This is a genomic window from Paenibacillus sp. MAEPY2 (genome assembly GCF_000499205.1).
In the GTDB taxonomy this organism is placed as follows: Bacteria; Bacillota; Bacilli; order Paenibacillales; family Paenibacillaceae; genus Paenibacillus; species Paenibacillus vandeheii.
This window is the reverse complement of sequence record NZ_AWUK01000017.1, coordinates 130324-146732: the sequence shown is the minus strand read 5'-3', so window position 1 is coordinate 146732 and position 16409 is coordinate 130324. Positions and strand designations below refer to the sequence as shown.

At 35.9% G+C, this 16409-nt stretch carries 13 protein-coding genes and 1 pseudogene; 12 read left to right on the top strand and 2 right to left on the bottom strand.

The genetic code is table 11. From position 1 onward, the window contains the following. Window positions 1-309: 309 nt before the first annotated feature. The gene (locus P364_RS0115795) at window positions 310-876 is read right to left on the bottom strand and encodes a DUF4879 domain-containing protein (protein ID WP_024631070.1); all 567 of its coding nucleotides are present in this window, start codon (window positions 874-876) and stop codon (window positions 310-312) included. A 644-nt stretch (window positions 877-1520) separates the two neighbouring features. Here P364_RS0115795 and P364_RS36215 point away from each other — a divergent pair. The 9 genes and pseudogenes from P364_RS36215 (at window position 1521) to P364_RS0115750 (ending at window position 7191) form a co-directional block, all read left to right on the top strand. Beyond that, the gene (locus tag P364_RS36215; protein ID WP_024631069.1) at window positions 1521-2741 is read left to right on the top strand and encodes a WXG100 family type VII secretion target; all 1221 of its coding nucleotides are present in this window, start codon (window positions 1521-1523) and stop codon (window positions 2739-2741) included. A gap of 12 nt (window positions 2742-2753) precedes the next feature. Next, window positions 2754-3353, top strand: coding sequence for a pentapeptide repeat-containing protein (locus P364_RS0115785; RefSeq protein ID WP_024631068.1), 600 nt, complete (start codon window positions 2754-2756; stop codon window positions 3351-3353). A 289-nt stretch (window positions 3354-3642) separates the two neighbouring features. Continuing rightward, window positions 3643-4037, top strand: a pseudogene (locus P364_RS38235) (DUF6985 domain-containing protein). A gap of 87 nt (window positions 4038-4124) precedes the next feature. Then, entirely contained in the window at window positions 4125-4376 is a 252-nt protein-coding gene (locus P364_RS0115775) for a hypothetical protein (RefSeq protein WP_024631067.1), read from the top strand. A gap of 52 nt (window positions 4377-4428) precedes the next feature. Continuing rightward, window positions 4429-4914, top strand: coding sequence for a hypothetical protein (locus tag P364_RS0115770; RefSeq protein WP_024631066.1), 486 nt, complete (start codon window positions 4429-4431; stop codon window positions 4912-4914). A 131-nt stretch (window positions 4915-5045) separates the two neighbouring features. Next, window positions 5046-5462, top strand: a complete 417-nt coding sequence (locus P364_RS0115765; RefSeq protein ID WP_152532714.1) for a hypothetical protein — start codon at window positions 5046-5048, stop codon at window positions 5460-5462. 86 nt (window positions 5463-5548) lie between these two features. Continuing rightward, window positions 5549-5929: a hypothetical protein gene (locus tag P364_RS37815; RefSeq protein ID WP_328285959.1), complete on the top strand. Its 381-nt coding sequence runs from the start codon at window positions 5549-5551 to the stop codon at window positions 5927-5929. A 175-nt stretch (window positions 5930-6104) separates the two neighbouring features. Then, the gene (locus tag P364_RS0115755) at window positions 6105-6434 is read left to right on the top strand and encodes a hypothetical protein (RefSeq protein WP_024631063.1); all 330 of its coding nucleotides are present in this window, start codon (window positions 6105-6107) and stop codon (window positions 6432-6434) included. 271 nt (window positions 6435-6705) lie between these two features. Beyond that, the gene (locus P364_RS0115750; protein ID WP_024631062.1) at window positions 6706-7191 is read left to right on the top strand and encodes a hypothetical protein; all 486 of its coding nucleotides are present in this window, start codon (window positions 6706-6708) and stop codon (window positions 7189-7191) included. A 317-nt stretch (window positions 7192-7508) separates the two neighbouring features. Here P364_RS0115750 and P364_RS0115745 read toward each other — a convergent pair whose 3' ends face one another. Beyond that, complete coding sequence (locus P364_RS0115745; RefSeq protein WP_024631061.1) at window positions 7509-10931, bottom strand: glycosyltransferase; 3423 nt, start codon at window positions 10929-10931, stop codon at window positions 7509-7511. Between the two features lie 518 nt (window positions 10932-11449). Here P364_RS0115745 and P364_RS0115740 point away from each other — a divergent pair. From P364_RS0115740 to P364_RS0115730, 3 genes are all read left to right on the top strand, one after another. Next, window positions 11450-13492, top strand: a complete 2043-nt coding sequence (locus P364_RS0115740) for an ATP-dependent nuclease (RefSeq protein WP_024631060.1) — start codon at window positions 11450-11452, stop codon at window positions 13490-13492. 23 nt (window positions 13493-13515) lie between these two features. After that, the gene (locus P364_RS0115735) at window positions 13516-15411 is read left to right on the top strand and encodes a UvrD-helicase domain-containing protein (RefSeq protein ID WP_024631059.1); all 1896 of its coding nucleotides are present in this window, start codon (window positions 13516-13518) and stop codon (window positions 15409-15411) included. A 595-nt stretch (window positions 15412-16006) separates the two neighbouring features. Next, entirely contained in the window at window positions 16007-16288 is a 282-nt protein-coding gene (locus P364_RS0115730; protein ID WP_052016631.1) for a DUF6809 family protein, read from the top strand. Window positions 16289-16409 lie beyond the last annotated feature (121 nt).

The following is a 16409-nucleotide window of genomic DNA, read 5'->3' as shown; positions in this document are numbered from 1 at the left end:
AGTACAAAGTCGCGCACTTTAATGTCACGATGAGAAAAGACGCAGGGACGTATATCCCTGCGCCTGACCTGGCAACAAATCCGTGTCCATCAATACAGATAGGTTAGAAGAGTCGCTAAAAATGATTTTCTATCGCAAGCTGGGAAGAGCCTTTAGCTCTTGTTAACGGATGATTAGCTCGTTCCAAAGTCGCTTAGGTGCAATCCGATTTGTATCCGAAGCTGATGAGCTTTTGGGCTTACCTCCCATATTCCTCAGGATAGAACCAGGATAGCCAATTCCTCCAATATTCAGATTACATCCTTCCTGTTAACGGACATTAATCCAAGCGGTCCACTGTGTTGGAATATTAATGGAATAGATCGTACCTACAAATTGTCCGCCTGTTGTATTAGGGGATTCATAAACCCAAGAATGGGCAAAAGCATCTATGACACGATCACCGTCCAGATCAATAGCTTCAGACCAGTTGTTTGTCATAATATTGCCAGCGAGTTTGCCGTAGTGACTGCTGTCATAACCGATCTGGAACGTAATACACTGAATCCAAGCCCCACCATGATCATTGGTCGTGGAGAGCGGGTTGTTATTGAAACCGTAAATTTCTTGACCGCCATTAGGAGATACAACACCGTATACATTAATGTGAGATACGTTCGGAGCAGGCGCAAACAGAACTGGACCACCCGTATCTTTAGACTTCTGCGCTTTAAATTCAGCCTTAGCAGCCTCAACAGCTTCACGAAATTCTTTGGAATTAATAATTTCTTCCTTTGTTAACGGTTTGGCTTGAGTCACATCACCATCTGCATAAGCAGCTACATTAAACGAAAGCACTAGAACAAGAATAAGAGCTAAACTAAACCATTTTCTCATAGCAATAAATTCCACCTTTCTTGTTATGGGTATTCTTTAACAAAACATGCGGTTACGACAAATAGACCTGCTTGCAGCTTAAAGCCTCTTGCCCTCCTCTCTTTTAAAGATGGTTCTTCCCCTTTTTTCTTTACTGAAAAAGAAATTAAGGAGGTAGAACTCTACAGGCTAGAAAACTCTATGAAGTAGGAATGTATATGTAAAATGAATGCCTGCCAATGATTATGTGTTGCAGACAAAATGTAAAACTCATTTATACGCTTTAATAGGTTAACTAGTGGTGGGCTCTAATATCCATCTTGAAAATAAGATTCCTTAATAAATGTTAAAATTGAAATATATTCCAATTATATAAACATATAGTACCTTTGATATCCAGTTAAAGTCAAGCTTCTTCATTAATACTATGATTTGTTAAAGTTTTCTGCTCATCGCAGTAAATTGCCATAGTATCCTGTAGTAGTCAAATTGAAGGACAACCTCCAGGTATACTCCTACAGAGAGATCATATGGGGCTGAAAGACGGATATATATCATTCTGAGCGTGGATTCATGCAGTGAAATCAGGAAGTTAGCCGGATGTAATTGCCATTAAACTTCTGCTAACATAGTTGTATCATATATCAGATGAGCGGTGAAAACGGATGAGTACAATTAAGGTGACCCCTGAGCAACTACATCATGTATCCAATCAAGTGGACCAGGCTAGACAACAGCTGGAGCATATTCGCAGTGAACTGACGAGACAGATCATGTTCATCCAGATGATGTGGATGGGGGCGACGCAGGAGCGATTCTATGTTGAGTTTGAGCAGTCACGCCCTATATTGGATAAAGCACTGGAGAGCATGGTGGGCATCTCCAAGGAACTCCAGGATATCGCCATGCGGTTTGAGGATGCTGATGCTCAGAAGGGGAGTCTGGGTAGTGCTGTTGGTGCTGTGGGCGCGGTAGCGATGATGGAGACCTCGAGATATTATGCCGGTTCGGATGATAAGGGCTACGGGATGGCACAAGTCAATGTTTTTGGGAAGTGGGTGTCAATGCCTGTCAACGAGAATGGTGTTACGGATCAGTCTGCGCTCCAAGCTTATGAGAGAGATCAGGGGCATTTGGATTTTAATCGAATGCAAGCGGTGACTGTTGAACAGCCAGGGGAAGATATTTTTGCGATGCAGATCAAGGCATTTGAAATGGGAATCAATCCGTTCACAGGCGAGCCTGTATCCGATAAGTATGCTCAGATGATGTTGACTTCCCTGAAGTTCAGCCAGCTATTCATGGCATTTCAGATGGTTCGTGGCAGTATGCCGGGTGGCAAAGGACCTTTTCGCTTGCCTTCTTCTCATCCAGCTGTGGCGAAGATTAAAAAGAATTTGGAAGCGGCTGAGGCGAAGAAAACGAGTAATATTAAAGGGATGGGTAAAGATACATACACTGGAGGCAGGAATCACAAAGAGTTGGATGATTTGGCTCGAGATCCTTCTGGTGGTGGGAAAATAGAAGCCAAAAATATAAATGAAAGAGATGTTGGATTACAATTAGAAGCAAGAGGTGATTTAGGGAGAATAATACGTGATCCACAAGCAGATAAGGGCGCAGAGTTCATTGATACCACTACGGGCATAAAGTGGGACGTGAAGAGTTTTGAATCATATCCAAGTGGTAGGAACGGAATACCTATAACCAATCCTAAAAAGGGTGCTTTTACTATTCAAAATGGTATGCAAAAAATACATGAAGAATTTGCTAAGGGGCATGACGTAATTATTGATACGAAAAAAATGGTGCCTGAGCATATTGAACAACTGAAGAAAGCAATTGATAAAGAAGGAATAGCAGATAGAATATTATGGTTCCCCTAAAGGAGTGGAAAAATGGAAGAAAAAGATATTATCAATATGTTTGATTTGCATAAAAAGTGGGTTGAGACAATTGGTGATGAAGGTGAGCAGTTAAAGTTAGATGAAGTTGATTTAAGAGTTTTTGACTTATCTGATGTATTACTTGAACAATCCTATTTAATAGATTGCACTTTTGATGATCTCAAACTGGAAAATATTGATTTTCATTCATCATTATTAGCCTCATCAACTTTTATCAATACATGTTTAGATAAATGTGATTTTTATAAATCAGATCTCAGGTATACGGATTTTTCCAACTGCATCATTAAAAATAGTAGATTTAGTAAAGGTGATTGTTGGGAAGCAGCATTTAATAACGCATGTTTAGTTGATTGTAATCTGATTAATGTATCTTTCCATTTAACCGATTTTAGAAATGCAAGACTAGAAAATGTAGATATAAGTGTATCGACATTTAAAGATACGTTGTTAAACGGAGTAACACTAAAGAGTATTAAAGGGATAGAAGAAGCTTTTTTTCAGAGTATAAATATTGGCACACCGGAAAAACCAGTGCTGTTAGAAAAAGAAGAAGCTAGGAGATGGTTTTTAGAAAAATGTGAATCTTAAATACTTATTTCATTACATTAAACAGGTTGATCTTAGTTAGGTACCACGATGATTGACCTGTTTGTCATATCTTCGTTTTCCGGCCATGTTGGTAGATAACAAAGAAGGGGGATGCTGCAATACAACATTACAGTGAGAACAAATCTACTAACTTCTCTGAGAATACAATTGTATGGCGTGTGAACCTAGAGGATTTGCAAAAAATTGAGGAAGATCTCTTTCAATGAAAATGAATGATTGAGTTTTCGGCGAGCTCGAACATGATTATGTTTGGACTAAGGACACGACTATTCAGTTTTTTGAAAATGAAAACAAAATATCTCTCATGATTAAAGGGGATGAGGACGGTATATTTGATAAAGAACAGTACATTGCATTGCATATCAGGCATTGATGAAAAATTGGAATAAATTGCAGCAAAATTTCGTACAAAAACTCTTAGAGTATTATCAATATCAACAAACGCGATATGAACTGGGTTATGATATTGCTTTTAATGAGAACTATCCCTTGGTTGAAACAACGGACCAAATTCTAGAGATGATTGAGTTTGAGCGAATTGTGGTTCCCTATGGGAATATAAGGAAAGGCTGAGATATTGGAGTACTATTTAATTGCTCATGGGACAATGAAAATGGAGTGGGACTTCGTTTATTGGATGAAGAAGTGGTTGAGGTAGGATAACAGGATATTGTAATTTAATTGCTCAAGCTTGCGAACAACTGCAAAAGATCAGGTCGTCTGTGTAACATAATCAGGAGGAGATACATATTGGCTTCATTCGTTTTGTTAATTAAGGAAATGGAAGATGAGGAAAAGGTTATTTATAAATTTGGTCCAAATGAGAATGTTATGGGGAGAATAGAGTTAAATAAAATAACAAGGAAATTTACAAAATTAGACCCGATTCCTGACCCAAACATTGCAACAAAATTTTATTTCGATAGAGCAGCACAAAGGTTATCCGTTTGTTTCATTAGACAAAATGGATTTTTCCCTAATAGAACCACATTTGAATCTTAATGTTTATTGAAACTTTGATTGGTTCCAGTTTGAGGGAGGAGATTACAATTTCATGGGCACTTCAGCTGTTATTTTAACGCAGAAAGATAAATATTCTCCAGAACAGCTCCTTGCTGATACGATTGTTGCAGCTTTTCATTCGGACTCTGCTCTTTATTTCTATAACAACAAAACGTATACAAATGAAGGAGAATTTTTATATACAACGCTTAACATTAACCGTAAGTCATTTGCAGATGACAATGAAGCCTCATTGATTTTCCATATTCACAGCATAAGTAGCCCGAGTAATGAATTTTATTATCACGAAGATTTAGGTTTAGATCCTATCGAACCCCTATGCCAGGTCGGGCATATTGAAGATATCTATGGTAACCAAGAGTTAATGCTTCATTTTATTTATGAATATCTCAAACTGAATCCTTATGATTATTTTTGGATAGCAGACAACGATTGGGGATATAGCTTGGATGACATACAAAAACTTAAATCCGTTCCATATGATCCGGATTGGTGTTATCAGAATCCTAGAGACTGACTCGCGTAATGGTAATATGTTATCCTATCACTTGCTAGAAATATAAGCGTCGATTGGTGAACAGGAAGTGTGTTTTATCAGGAGGCCTCTAGAGGGAAAGATTGAGTTTAATGAGAGTAAGGATGATGGCCTTGACTTTACAAAAAACAGTGGAAACACTGCATCAGTGGATTGACCAGAATTGGTCGTCATTAGATCAGATAGAATTAAAAACAACGAGAGAGACGGTAGACTCTTTATACAATAAATTGATATCTGAAATAGATCATACGGACAACTCGGATCATTTATTGGAAGCAATCAATTATGAACTTACTCATTTCTTTCTGCCGATTCCTTGTGTAATGAAGATGTATCAAAGATTGATTTGGTTAAATCCATCCAACCGTTCCTACTATGAAAGGTTTACAGATTACCTTTTACAATATGGTCCCGATTGGGAGGAAGAGGCGAATACTTTAATCGAACTTTACATGAAAGAAGATTTTCGAAAGGCTTGTGAATTTACACAAAAGATTGAGCAAGTTAAAGATTTTGAAAATAAGTAATCCATGTCCAGGTATCATTTCAGATGGTGACCCTATAAAAGACTTCATCAATGGTTCGAATAGGGGGAGATATTTTGACTACTCAAATGAATGAGGTAATTTTTTCGACTAATTTATCTAAAGCCGTTGATAAGATAAAAAAGGCAAAAAACATTTCGAGCGATATCGTTAAGTTTGTCATAGAGCCCGTTGAGGAACAGGGGAAAATGTTAGATGGTGGCGATGAAATGATGAAACGCCTTGTGTTATCTAAAGAGAATGTTGGCGGTAAAAAACTATGGTTAGAAGATGTTGTTGGGGTTTTAGGAGGGCTTTTTCCGAAAGCTCCAATATGGATTAATGTATCTTTTATAAAAATTGAAGGAGATACCGCTATCTTCAAGCTGGAAACCAGTTTGCATTTTAGAAAACCGACTTTATTAAGAAATGCTGAAACAGGTCATGCTCCTTTTAAAGCCATTGTATAAAGTATGTGAAGATTGTTTAATATCTTTATAGAAATTTAAGTAGAGGCTACTTAATAAGTATTGATTCATCATTCAACAAATACAGCAGGTTGATCGTGGTCAAGATATCACCATGATTAATCTGTTCTTTTGTTAGACTACAAATTTAGTGCTACTTTTGGAGGTGAATAAGTGCATGTCAATCAGTGCTGTAATATATGAACCGCAAAATGATTTTGAACAGAGTTTCTTTGTTCCCATTGCTACGGAATCGTTTTTTAAAGAATGTTGGCAACCTGCGATTGAAGCACTTGGGTTACAATGGACGGACCTCTTTTCATCAGGTGTTGATGTAGAGGAGGAAGATGTACCGTCAATTATTGAGGAACTAACTCAAATTAAAGATTGGGCGGTAAAAAACTTAACTGAGGAAAAAAGGGATAAAATGTTCGAAAGAATAACAATTCTTCAAAATAAATTGTCCCTAGCATTTCAGCGCAAAGATGCTGTTGTTTTTATAGGATAGATAGGTTATTAATTATGTTACAGTTTGAGGGGACTACCCAGTGCAGAGTGAATTCATCACTTAACCAATATCATAAGATCTGTATGACGACTTCATCAATTGAGTTTTACGCAGGAAAAGGCTTTGGGTGCATCCCTAATTAATGTTACTCTTTTACATCGAACAGGTCGATTATGGTTAGATACCACTATGATTGATCTGTTTTTTGTTACCTTGGTTCTTCTGCGTATTTTAAGAAATAACTTGGACACAACTGATTGGAGATATCAACATGATTAAATATAGGTATACAATCGAATATAAAGAAGATTTCAACGAAGTTATCGTGGACTTAGGCATCGATTCATCGTTAAAGAATGGTTATCTGATTAGTAATTCTTTGGGATCGGATATATTTGGAGACTTCGCAACGATCCAGGAAGAGATCGGAAACTTAATCGAATTACTGAAAGGGGAAATAACGTTATACGAAGGTGGAGGGAATGTGAACTTAATAAAATCTGACAAGTCTTTCACAACTTTTGAAGATATCTTTGCAGAAGAAGATGAAGAGGACAGTACATGTGAAATTGAGACATTAGAATATGTAAAGATACTATTGTTGTGGGCAAAAGAGAACTTTAAGTATAAAAGTCAGCGAGGCGTTATCTTGAAAGAAGAAGGACAAGTAGCATTAGAGTGGATAAACAAAAAATATATTGAGGTTTGTGAGATTGAGCGTATCAACAATTTGAAATTAAATAAATTGTATGAATAATAGATTTGTAATATTTTGCGAATATGCCAATGCCTCTATGGGGAGTTGTTTCTTCTCGCATCTCAAAACGGAAGGACTTTATCCTTATCATATCCGACGGTTAGCGAAGCACAAAGTAAAACTGAAAAGTATATCCTTTTTTTACAGCCGAAAACGGCCACACGGAAACTAAAAAAACGACGCCGGTAGAGTACCGACGCCAGTTTGCAGTCTAGGGTCTTTTTATAATTTCTACTAAATAGGGTCTTGAACATCCTGATTGATTTTTTCATATTGCGATTTTCGATAAGAAATTTTTGACTGTCCAGTAAATTCCTTCACTTTATAAGTAACATTCTGTTTAAGATCAAATTAACCTCCTCATTTAATCCATCTGCAATACAATGACTCCAGTAATTAACATTGCTAAACTTTCGGAAGAATAAGTCCAGATTCTCTTTAAACCCGTCTTGAAGAGAGACCCATTCATAACATTCATGAAACTCTTTTTTTAAGAAATTATAACTTATCTTTTTTGACAAACGGCTGATTATGATGAAGCGGTTTGCAAGTATAAATTTTATTATATTATTCTCAATAGCGGCGATTTCTTCAAACTGTCCCGTGCCGAAGCTAATATTACTAAAATCCAAATTAAAGTAAACTTTATCTCCCTTAAACATCACTGTGTTTAGCCAGCCTCTAATCATATCGTTTATTGCTACATTGAAATCAGCGTAAATAGTGGCATTTGTACTGTGACCAAATCCTTGAATATGTTTGGAGCGGAAGGTAGAAATACTTCTTCCATGGAAAATCCCCCGATTTATATATTTATAATACTTATTATTAGAATCTGTTAGATTTAACTCCACTAATTGATTTGAAATTTCATCAATTTCTTCCAAGGCGAACCTAGTTTGTATAGGTGCTGTTTTTTTGTTAATGGAATGCACTCTAAACATTCCTTCAGAAGAGTAGTGGCGATCAACTGCTATCGAGAGATTGAAAATTATTTTAAATACTCTACTTTCCTCCAATTCACTTTTGAGAATACGTTTAAGATCCTTCGTAGAGTTCGGTGACAGAGCTAAATATTCAATTGTATTGTTGCTATTCGTCAGATTCAGACCTATTTTATTTTCATTTTGCGGCCATTCAGTTAATTCTATATACTCCGCTTTAAAACTTTCAAAAGCTGTTGTTGTATAGAACTCAAGGTGTTGTTCTGGAATTTCATTTTCACCGGTTACACTGCGGAAGTGGTTGCTCATCTTATTCTGAATAATAATATCAGCTTTTGTACGGCAGATGGTAACAGGGATTTCCTTCAAAACGTCTTTAGTATTTAATATGCTAATACAATGTTCATATATGGTCTCTTTTTCATCTGCACCACAAAGGAACAACAAAGCTTCCAAAGTCGAATTAGATAAAATTTTATCCATCGATTTTTCGATTTCTTCTTTCTTATCTGAGATATGAGTAACTCCCATGGTGTCTAATATGTTGAGAATAAATGGTTTCTCAGAAAAACTCGGCATTTGTTTTTTATATTGTTCGTCATAAGCTTCTACAAATTCATCTGAAGGTCTTGTCACATAAATGACCTCTGAGAATACCAATGAAAATACACTATTCGCAGCATATACTGAAGCCATAAACTCTTTCATTCTTAAGTCTGCTGTAATATCACCGTAGAGCATATAATCATTCTCTATATCCCAAAATTTTTGGTAGTCATCTAAAATATCTTGTTCGAATCTTGCGAACCAATTTTTAAGTGAGGTTAAGTTTCCATCGTTATACATATAAAAACGTCTTTCAATCTCTTGTTCATAAATATCTCTTTTGTTTGGTTTACGTTTCTGATCTTTTAATTCTTTAAATATTTTATTGACGGTGCTTTCTAGGTCTTCCTCTTTTTCATCTCCTTGAATCACAAATTCAGAAATTCCAATTAGAAAAGTGAACAGCTCATTAGTTGAAATTTCATTATCGGTAATATAATCGAAAGCATGATATTCCTTGGTAATCGGATCAAAAACACTTTTCAGTATAGATGAGTTTAATTCAAAGTTTTCAAGGTCATCACGTGATTTATAGATCATTTCCTGCAGGGACTCTATAATATATGAGTTATATGGTGTTGAAACTGTTTTTCTTTTACATTGAATACAAACTTGGTTAGGTTCTAAAGTTGCATTTAAAGCCAAAATAGTATTAACTAAACTTGTTTGTGACTTATCGCCAATATTTTGACCCAAAATCATATTGTCATTTGGGCTTACCAGGTAGGCAAAGACCGTTGATTTTCCATTTCCGCTCGGACCTATTATACCAACGGTTACTGCTGTGAGCATATCATTTAATACTTGATCCGCTCGCTTTTGCGACATTATTTTCAATTCGGCTTTCTGCCCGTTTTGTTTTACAATCTCTATGGTCATATTCTCTGTTGCTATATTTGTCCGCTCAACTTCTTGTAGGTCAATGTCTAAGATTGTATCTACAGCGCTTGCGACCTCATCTATATTCGAATGTCCATTCAACTTAGTGACATCATTCTCAACACATGCTTTATATATAGCTTTTGCAGTATTTTCCCATGTGAACCCCTTTTCCTGCAAAATTTCTTTGAGTTTTCCAGCTTGCTTTTTAGCATTCATTCTTTTTTTATGTATATTTAATAAATAGTTCACGACATTATCTATATCCTTGTCATTGAATATCTCAGAGTAGTCTCCATTTATATTTAAAGCATACACATATTCATGGATATCTTTCCCCAAAAGCTCTTGTAAAAAAATAAACAATCCGCTTTGCTCTGATAAAATCAAAGGTATCTCTGCTGAAATAGCCTCCCAACCAGCTAACCCAAAACCTTCACGCAATGAAAGCATCATGCTCACAGTCTGCTCCGAGAGAAGCTCAAAAAGGACTTCACGTTTTAAAAACCCTCTCGGTTTTACATTGACAATTCCTTCCGCGTATTTATCAGTCAAATTTCTAATAGCATGGTGTTTGTCTTTTTCTATTCCCACGATGTGCATATATGTTTCATGATCTTTTACCTGTTTAAAAAAAGTTGCAAACGCAGCTACAGACAAACTTCCCTGTTTTATAATATCGTCACTCATTCTCCCGAAAGATATACAGCTAAATCTGTGAAGAGGTTCAGTTAAGGTCTGGATCTGTGCCAGTCCAGGAATAATTTCCACTACCTGTTTATAATTGATCCCTTTACTTCGAAGGATGTCTTCTGCTGATCTTCGCAATTTAGGACCAACAGCAAACACATAATCTGCTTCAACAAGAACCTCCTTTTGAAGGTTCTCTTTCTGTGGGTATTTATCTGCATCATCTTCTTTTATAAAGTAGTAATTACTGTAATCCATATGATGAATGACTGCAGAGCAAGAGGGGGTTAAACTTGATTCGTTATAGTAGCTCGCACATGTACTAGCTTGTCTGCCTGTAAAGATATCATGACCTATCCACAAAGATACAATCCCCTGTTTTTCAGTGATTTTCTTGACAATAGAATAACAATCATCAAAATTCTTCACTTTAAGTAGTTCGATATTTCTTGGTATATCTAATAAGTTATCGTATAGGACATTATCAGGAATTACACATACTATTTCAAATGTTTCATTTAATAGGCTTGAGAACCCCAGTGCTAAATCATAATTAAAAGAATTAATCCCGCCTTCGGAAGAACCCCAGTTGGTTGCTAGCAATACTATTCTCTTTTTCAAAAACTAACCTCCCATTGTAATAACGCTAAGTAGATACTCCTTATTTCGACATAAATCCAATTTACTCCTTCTTCCAGAATAATAAATGTGATTAAGAACGAGAAGATATATGTACTGGGAAAATCAGGAATTTCGAGGGGTGTTTCTGAAATTTAGTAAAGCAGCGGAGGAAACCGATTATTCTGCGATGGAGCAGTGTCGAGTGAGGAAAAGAATGAGGCACTGAAGAAGTTGGTGTAGCGGATTGTGTATGATAGGGAAGAGAGTAAGGTGGGATTGACGGTTTGTTATAGGTAAGAACTATCATCTCAAATTAATAGAAAGTATTATTTAAACTTCTTGGGATAGTTCCCGAGGCTTATATTTCGTGAAATAAATCTATAAATATTTACAAATTTTGCAGGAGTGTTATTGGGGCTGTCGAATCATAGTAGCTATGCGATCTAAGTTTTTCGTATGGATTCAACATTTTCGTTTAGATTATACAAATAACTAGTATATTATTGGGGGATCACCTTATGAATATAACAGAGTTGAGAATCAAGAATTTCAGATGTTTTGGTGATCAGGAAACATCAATAAATATTGTTCGATTAACAACTATTATTGGTTCTAATAGTAGTGGAAAAACTGCACTAATTCAGGCTCTATTAAAGTTATTCGGATTGAACTCAAAAGATCGGGTAATAAATAAAAGTGATTTTCATGTACCACCTAATAAAAAACCAGATGAAGTCACCGAGGAACAATTACTTAGAATAGAAGCGAAAATAGAATTTTCTGAATTACAAATAGAAGGTGAAGGAGTAAAAACGGTACCATCATTCTTTAAGCAAATGATGACTGGTAAACCACATGAGGTACCATATTTAAGAATACGTCTTGAAGCTAAGTGGACACAAAGTGTAACACCTGACGGAGAAATTGATCCAAAGCTGTATTATGTTGTTGTGCCGTATGGAGATGAAGAAAAAGAGGATTCTCTTAAGCCTATGTCTTCTAATGAAAGAGCTCTAATTCAAATGATATATGTTCCTGCTGTAAGAGAACCCTCAAATCAATTGAAATTAGCATCTGGTACAATTTTATGGCGGTTGGTTAAAAGTATAGCTTGGCCGGAAGATACTAATAAAGAAATTCAAAAAAACATCTTACCACTAGAACAGTATTTAAGTAGTGTAGACGGATTGCAAGAGATACGTAACGAGGTCAAATCAGCATGGAATAAGTACCATCGTGATCCTAGGTATACTGATGCTAATATTTTATTCAATGAGACTTCCTTGGAGTCCATGCTTAAAAATATAAATGTTCAGTTTTCGCCTACTGAAGATATCACAAATTATACAATCGATAAATTAGGTGATGGACTTCGATCGCTTTTTTACTTGTCATTAGTTTCTACTTTATTGGGAATTGAACAAAAAATTATAAAAGATGAAACAGGAAAATTCCTTCCCCAAAAAATCCCTGCTGCTTTAACAATATTAGCTGTTGAGGAACCAGAAAATCATATTTCTCCTCATCTTTTAGGTAGAGTAACCAAAAATCTTAGAGATATATCCGAAACGAGTAATGCGCAAGTTCTACTTACTTCTCATAGTCCTTCGATTGTCAAAAGAATTAATCCAGAAGAGATACGCCATGTAAAAGTTTCACATACTGGAGAACATGTTGGAACTACCTCTGTAAGTGAGATTAAATTACCTAGCGATAGTGATTTGGCTATAAAATATGTTAAGGAAGCTGTAAAAGCATACCCAGAGCTTTATTTCGCTCAACTAGTTATACTTGGTGAAGGAGATAGTGAAGAGTTAATAATCCCACGATTAATGCAAGTTGGAAATATTGCTCTTGATGATGAGACAATATCTGTTGTCCCTTTAGGGGGAAGATTTGTCAACCATTTTTGGAGGTTATTAAAACAATTGGATGTTCCTTTTGTCACACTATTAGATCTCGATAGGGAACGAGGAACTGGTGGATGGAGCCGAATCAAGTATGCATTTAAACAACTCATAGAAATAGACGTCGACGTAAGAGAGTTATTAACAATTGGCGGCACTACACATCCAAAAAATATTCTAGAGGAAATGCACAAACGTACTCTAGATGATCCAAGTGGTCCAAATTCTATAGCAGAGATGAAAATGTGGATTAAGAAGTTAGAATCCTATAATTTTTTCTTTTCAGGTCCTCTTGATATTGATTTGCTCATGCTTGAGTCTTTTACTGATGTATATAAATCTATCCCAGAGAATGGGCCGGAAATACCTGATAAAATGAGATACCCTCAGGAATATAACACAGTGATATTAAATGGTGTAAACGCAACCTTGAAAAAAGATAAAAATGAAACAAAATTTGGAAATACATATTCCAAAGAACAGAAAGAATTAATGGTCTGGTACAATAGCTTATTCTTGGGTAGGAGTAAACCTAGTACACATCTAGAGGCGTTAGCAAAGATTGAACCTAACGATTTTATGGATAAATGTCCAGCTTCACTTATGAATGCACTGAACGCTGTTAGAACAATTCTTGACAAAAGTAAAAAATAACAGTCTCAACCTGAGGAGATACTATGGCACTTGTTAAACCGGGAGAATGGATTCCAACTGAGGGCATTGTATTAGAACGCGCTGCGGACAAGGTTGTTAGAAGCGGAGAAAATGTTATGGTTGTTGCTGGTCCTGGGGCGGGAAAAACAGAGTTGCTGGCTCAACGAGCGAGTTACTTACTTCAAACAGGGATTTGTAAACCTCCGCAAAAAATTCTGGCAATTAGTTTTAAAGTAGATGCAGCCGCAAATTTAGCGGAACGGGTAAGAAAAAGATGCGGAAATGAGCTTTGTCAAAGATTCGAATCACGTACATATGATTCTTTTGCAAAACAGGTACTCGATCACTTTCGCAATAGCATGGACGAAATGTATCGTCCAATTCAGGACTATGAAATTGTAACTGATAAAAATGAATTAAAAAAATTAGTAGCGCCTCATTTTACTGAAAAATATCCAGTTTACGCATTGAAATATGACACATTGATGGAGTATCTTGGAAATGAACGATTACCATTAAATGTTACATATAATGTAACGGATCTTTACAGTTTATTTTCTAATGATTTGTGGGGAATTATGCCAAAAGGTTCGCAGGAATTTACTGCATCTCTAACATTTCCAATGATAACGAGATTAGTCGAATATTTAATTAGTACAAACACAATGATTAAAAATGCATTAAAAGTTACATACAGCCACTTATTTTTAGATGAATTTCAGGATACAACAAATACACAATATGATATGTTAAAACAAATCTTCCAATATTCGAAAACGGTAATTACAGCCGTAGGTGATGATAAGCAACGAATAATGGGCTGGGCTGGTGCTTTACCAAATGCGTTCCAAGAATTTAAAAAGGACTTTTCTTCAAAAGATGAACGATTAATCAAGAATCATCGTTCTGCGCCTTTACTAATTGATATTCAAAATTACCTTGCAAGGGACCTAGATTCATCATCTTTGACAGTTGAATCTCCTAATCTAATTAAAGATGAAAAATCGTCTTTAGGAGTATGTCAAATTTGGAAGTTTAAAACTCATCTATTAGAGGCGGAACATTTATCAAAAAAAATAAAAGAATGGTTAGAAGATACTATTATAAGTCCTCGAGATATTTGTATAATTGTAAAACAACAAGAGGATATTTATGCTGAACAAATTATATTGGACTTGAAAACACAAGGTATTATTGCCCGAGTAGAAAAAGAATTTCAAGATTTGCTTTCGGAAGAATGTGTTACATTACTAATTCATGTCCTGACATTAGTTATAAAAGATCGAGCTCCGGATTCGTGGCAAAGTATTTTTGATATATTGATCTTCATGAACCCTGAAATAGCTGAAAATCCGGAGGTTTTTTATCAATATGATAGTGAACTAATTGATTTTATTACTAGGTTAAAGACGGAACTTCCCGGCTTGAAAAATGGGCGAGAGTTAGAAGCTTACTTAAAAAATATCTTTGGGTTTTTGGGTGAAGACAAGTATTGTACAATATTTCCAAAGTATAAAGGTGGAAAGTATTTGCACAAAAAAATCAAAGAGTTTTCAAAAAAACTGGCTAGTTCATATCGATCTTTGAAATCTTGGGAGTTGGCTCTTAATGATGTTCTTGGTATTAATAGTATACCAATTATGACTATACACAAGAGTAAAGGTCTTGAGTATCATACTGTGATTTTTGTAGGTCTGGAGGATTCAGCATTTTGGAACTTTGTTAATAATTCAGAAGAAGATAAAAGAGCTTTTTTTGTTGCCTTTTCAAGAGCAAAACAAAGGGTACTATTTACTTTTAGTGAAGAAAGAAAAATAAAACAATACAACGAAATTATTAATAGACGGCAATTTTCAAGTAATATTTCAATATTATATACTAACCTACTACAAGCTGGAGTTGAGACGGTCGAACTGTAAAAATTAAGAAGTTCGGATTCCTAAAGATTTATTAACAAGAGAAGTGGGAGTCATGGATGCACAAAAGAAGGCTCCGACACTTAATTACTTACGAGAACAAAGAGGTTATCCAACCGGAAATTATAGAGAATATTTAGTGAATACCTATAATTTTATATTTAAAGACTCCAAGATTGACAATAGAGGCTAGAGTATGGCTTGTACATGAGAAATGCTGAATTTTGTAGAAGTGAAATCAGAAAAGCTTTATATATTACAAAAGAGATGTCGTTGGCCCAGTTAGTTGAAAACAGGCTAATAGACTAGCCAGAGAAAATTCATCTACTCTGCAGAAACATGCCCATAACCCTTTGAATTGGTTTCCTTGTCGGAGGAAGCTCTGGAAAAAGCGAAACATGAAAGCAAACCTGTCTTCCTACTCTATGCGAATAACTAGTTATTGACCCACACTTACGTTGATTTGATGTTGGGGAAATTCTTTAATATTAACTTTGACTAATCACACTAAAAACGAAAAATAATACTAGCGGATTTCCCGCTAAATTCCCATCTCACCTCATCCCTTGAGTTACAATCTTCCTGAGGTGACCTTACCATGAAGGATAACATGTCAAACCTGATCGAAGATTTGTTTCACGGGAACCTGCGGTTGGACGAGTCGATTCATCCTGAACAAGCCGAGTATCAGGAGATCAATCGCCAGATATCGGACCTGATGCAGGACTACAAAACACAGCTTACGGAGAACGAATACGATGCTCTGGAACAACTGATCGACTTGATCGGACAATCCACATCCATGTATGTGGAAGCGGCATTTGAGCAAGGTTTTCGTACAGGCGGCAGACTGATGATTGAGGTTCTAGCCAAACCTTGAATATCTATCAACCTAGAAGCCAGCCAGTAGACAATACACAGCAATTCAAAAATCCCCTTCTCCATTACCACCGATTAGGCTGGCACGGGGAGGGGACTTTGCTTTTAAATTACTCTTTTAT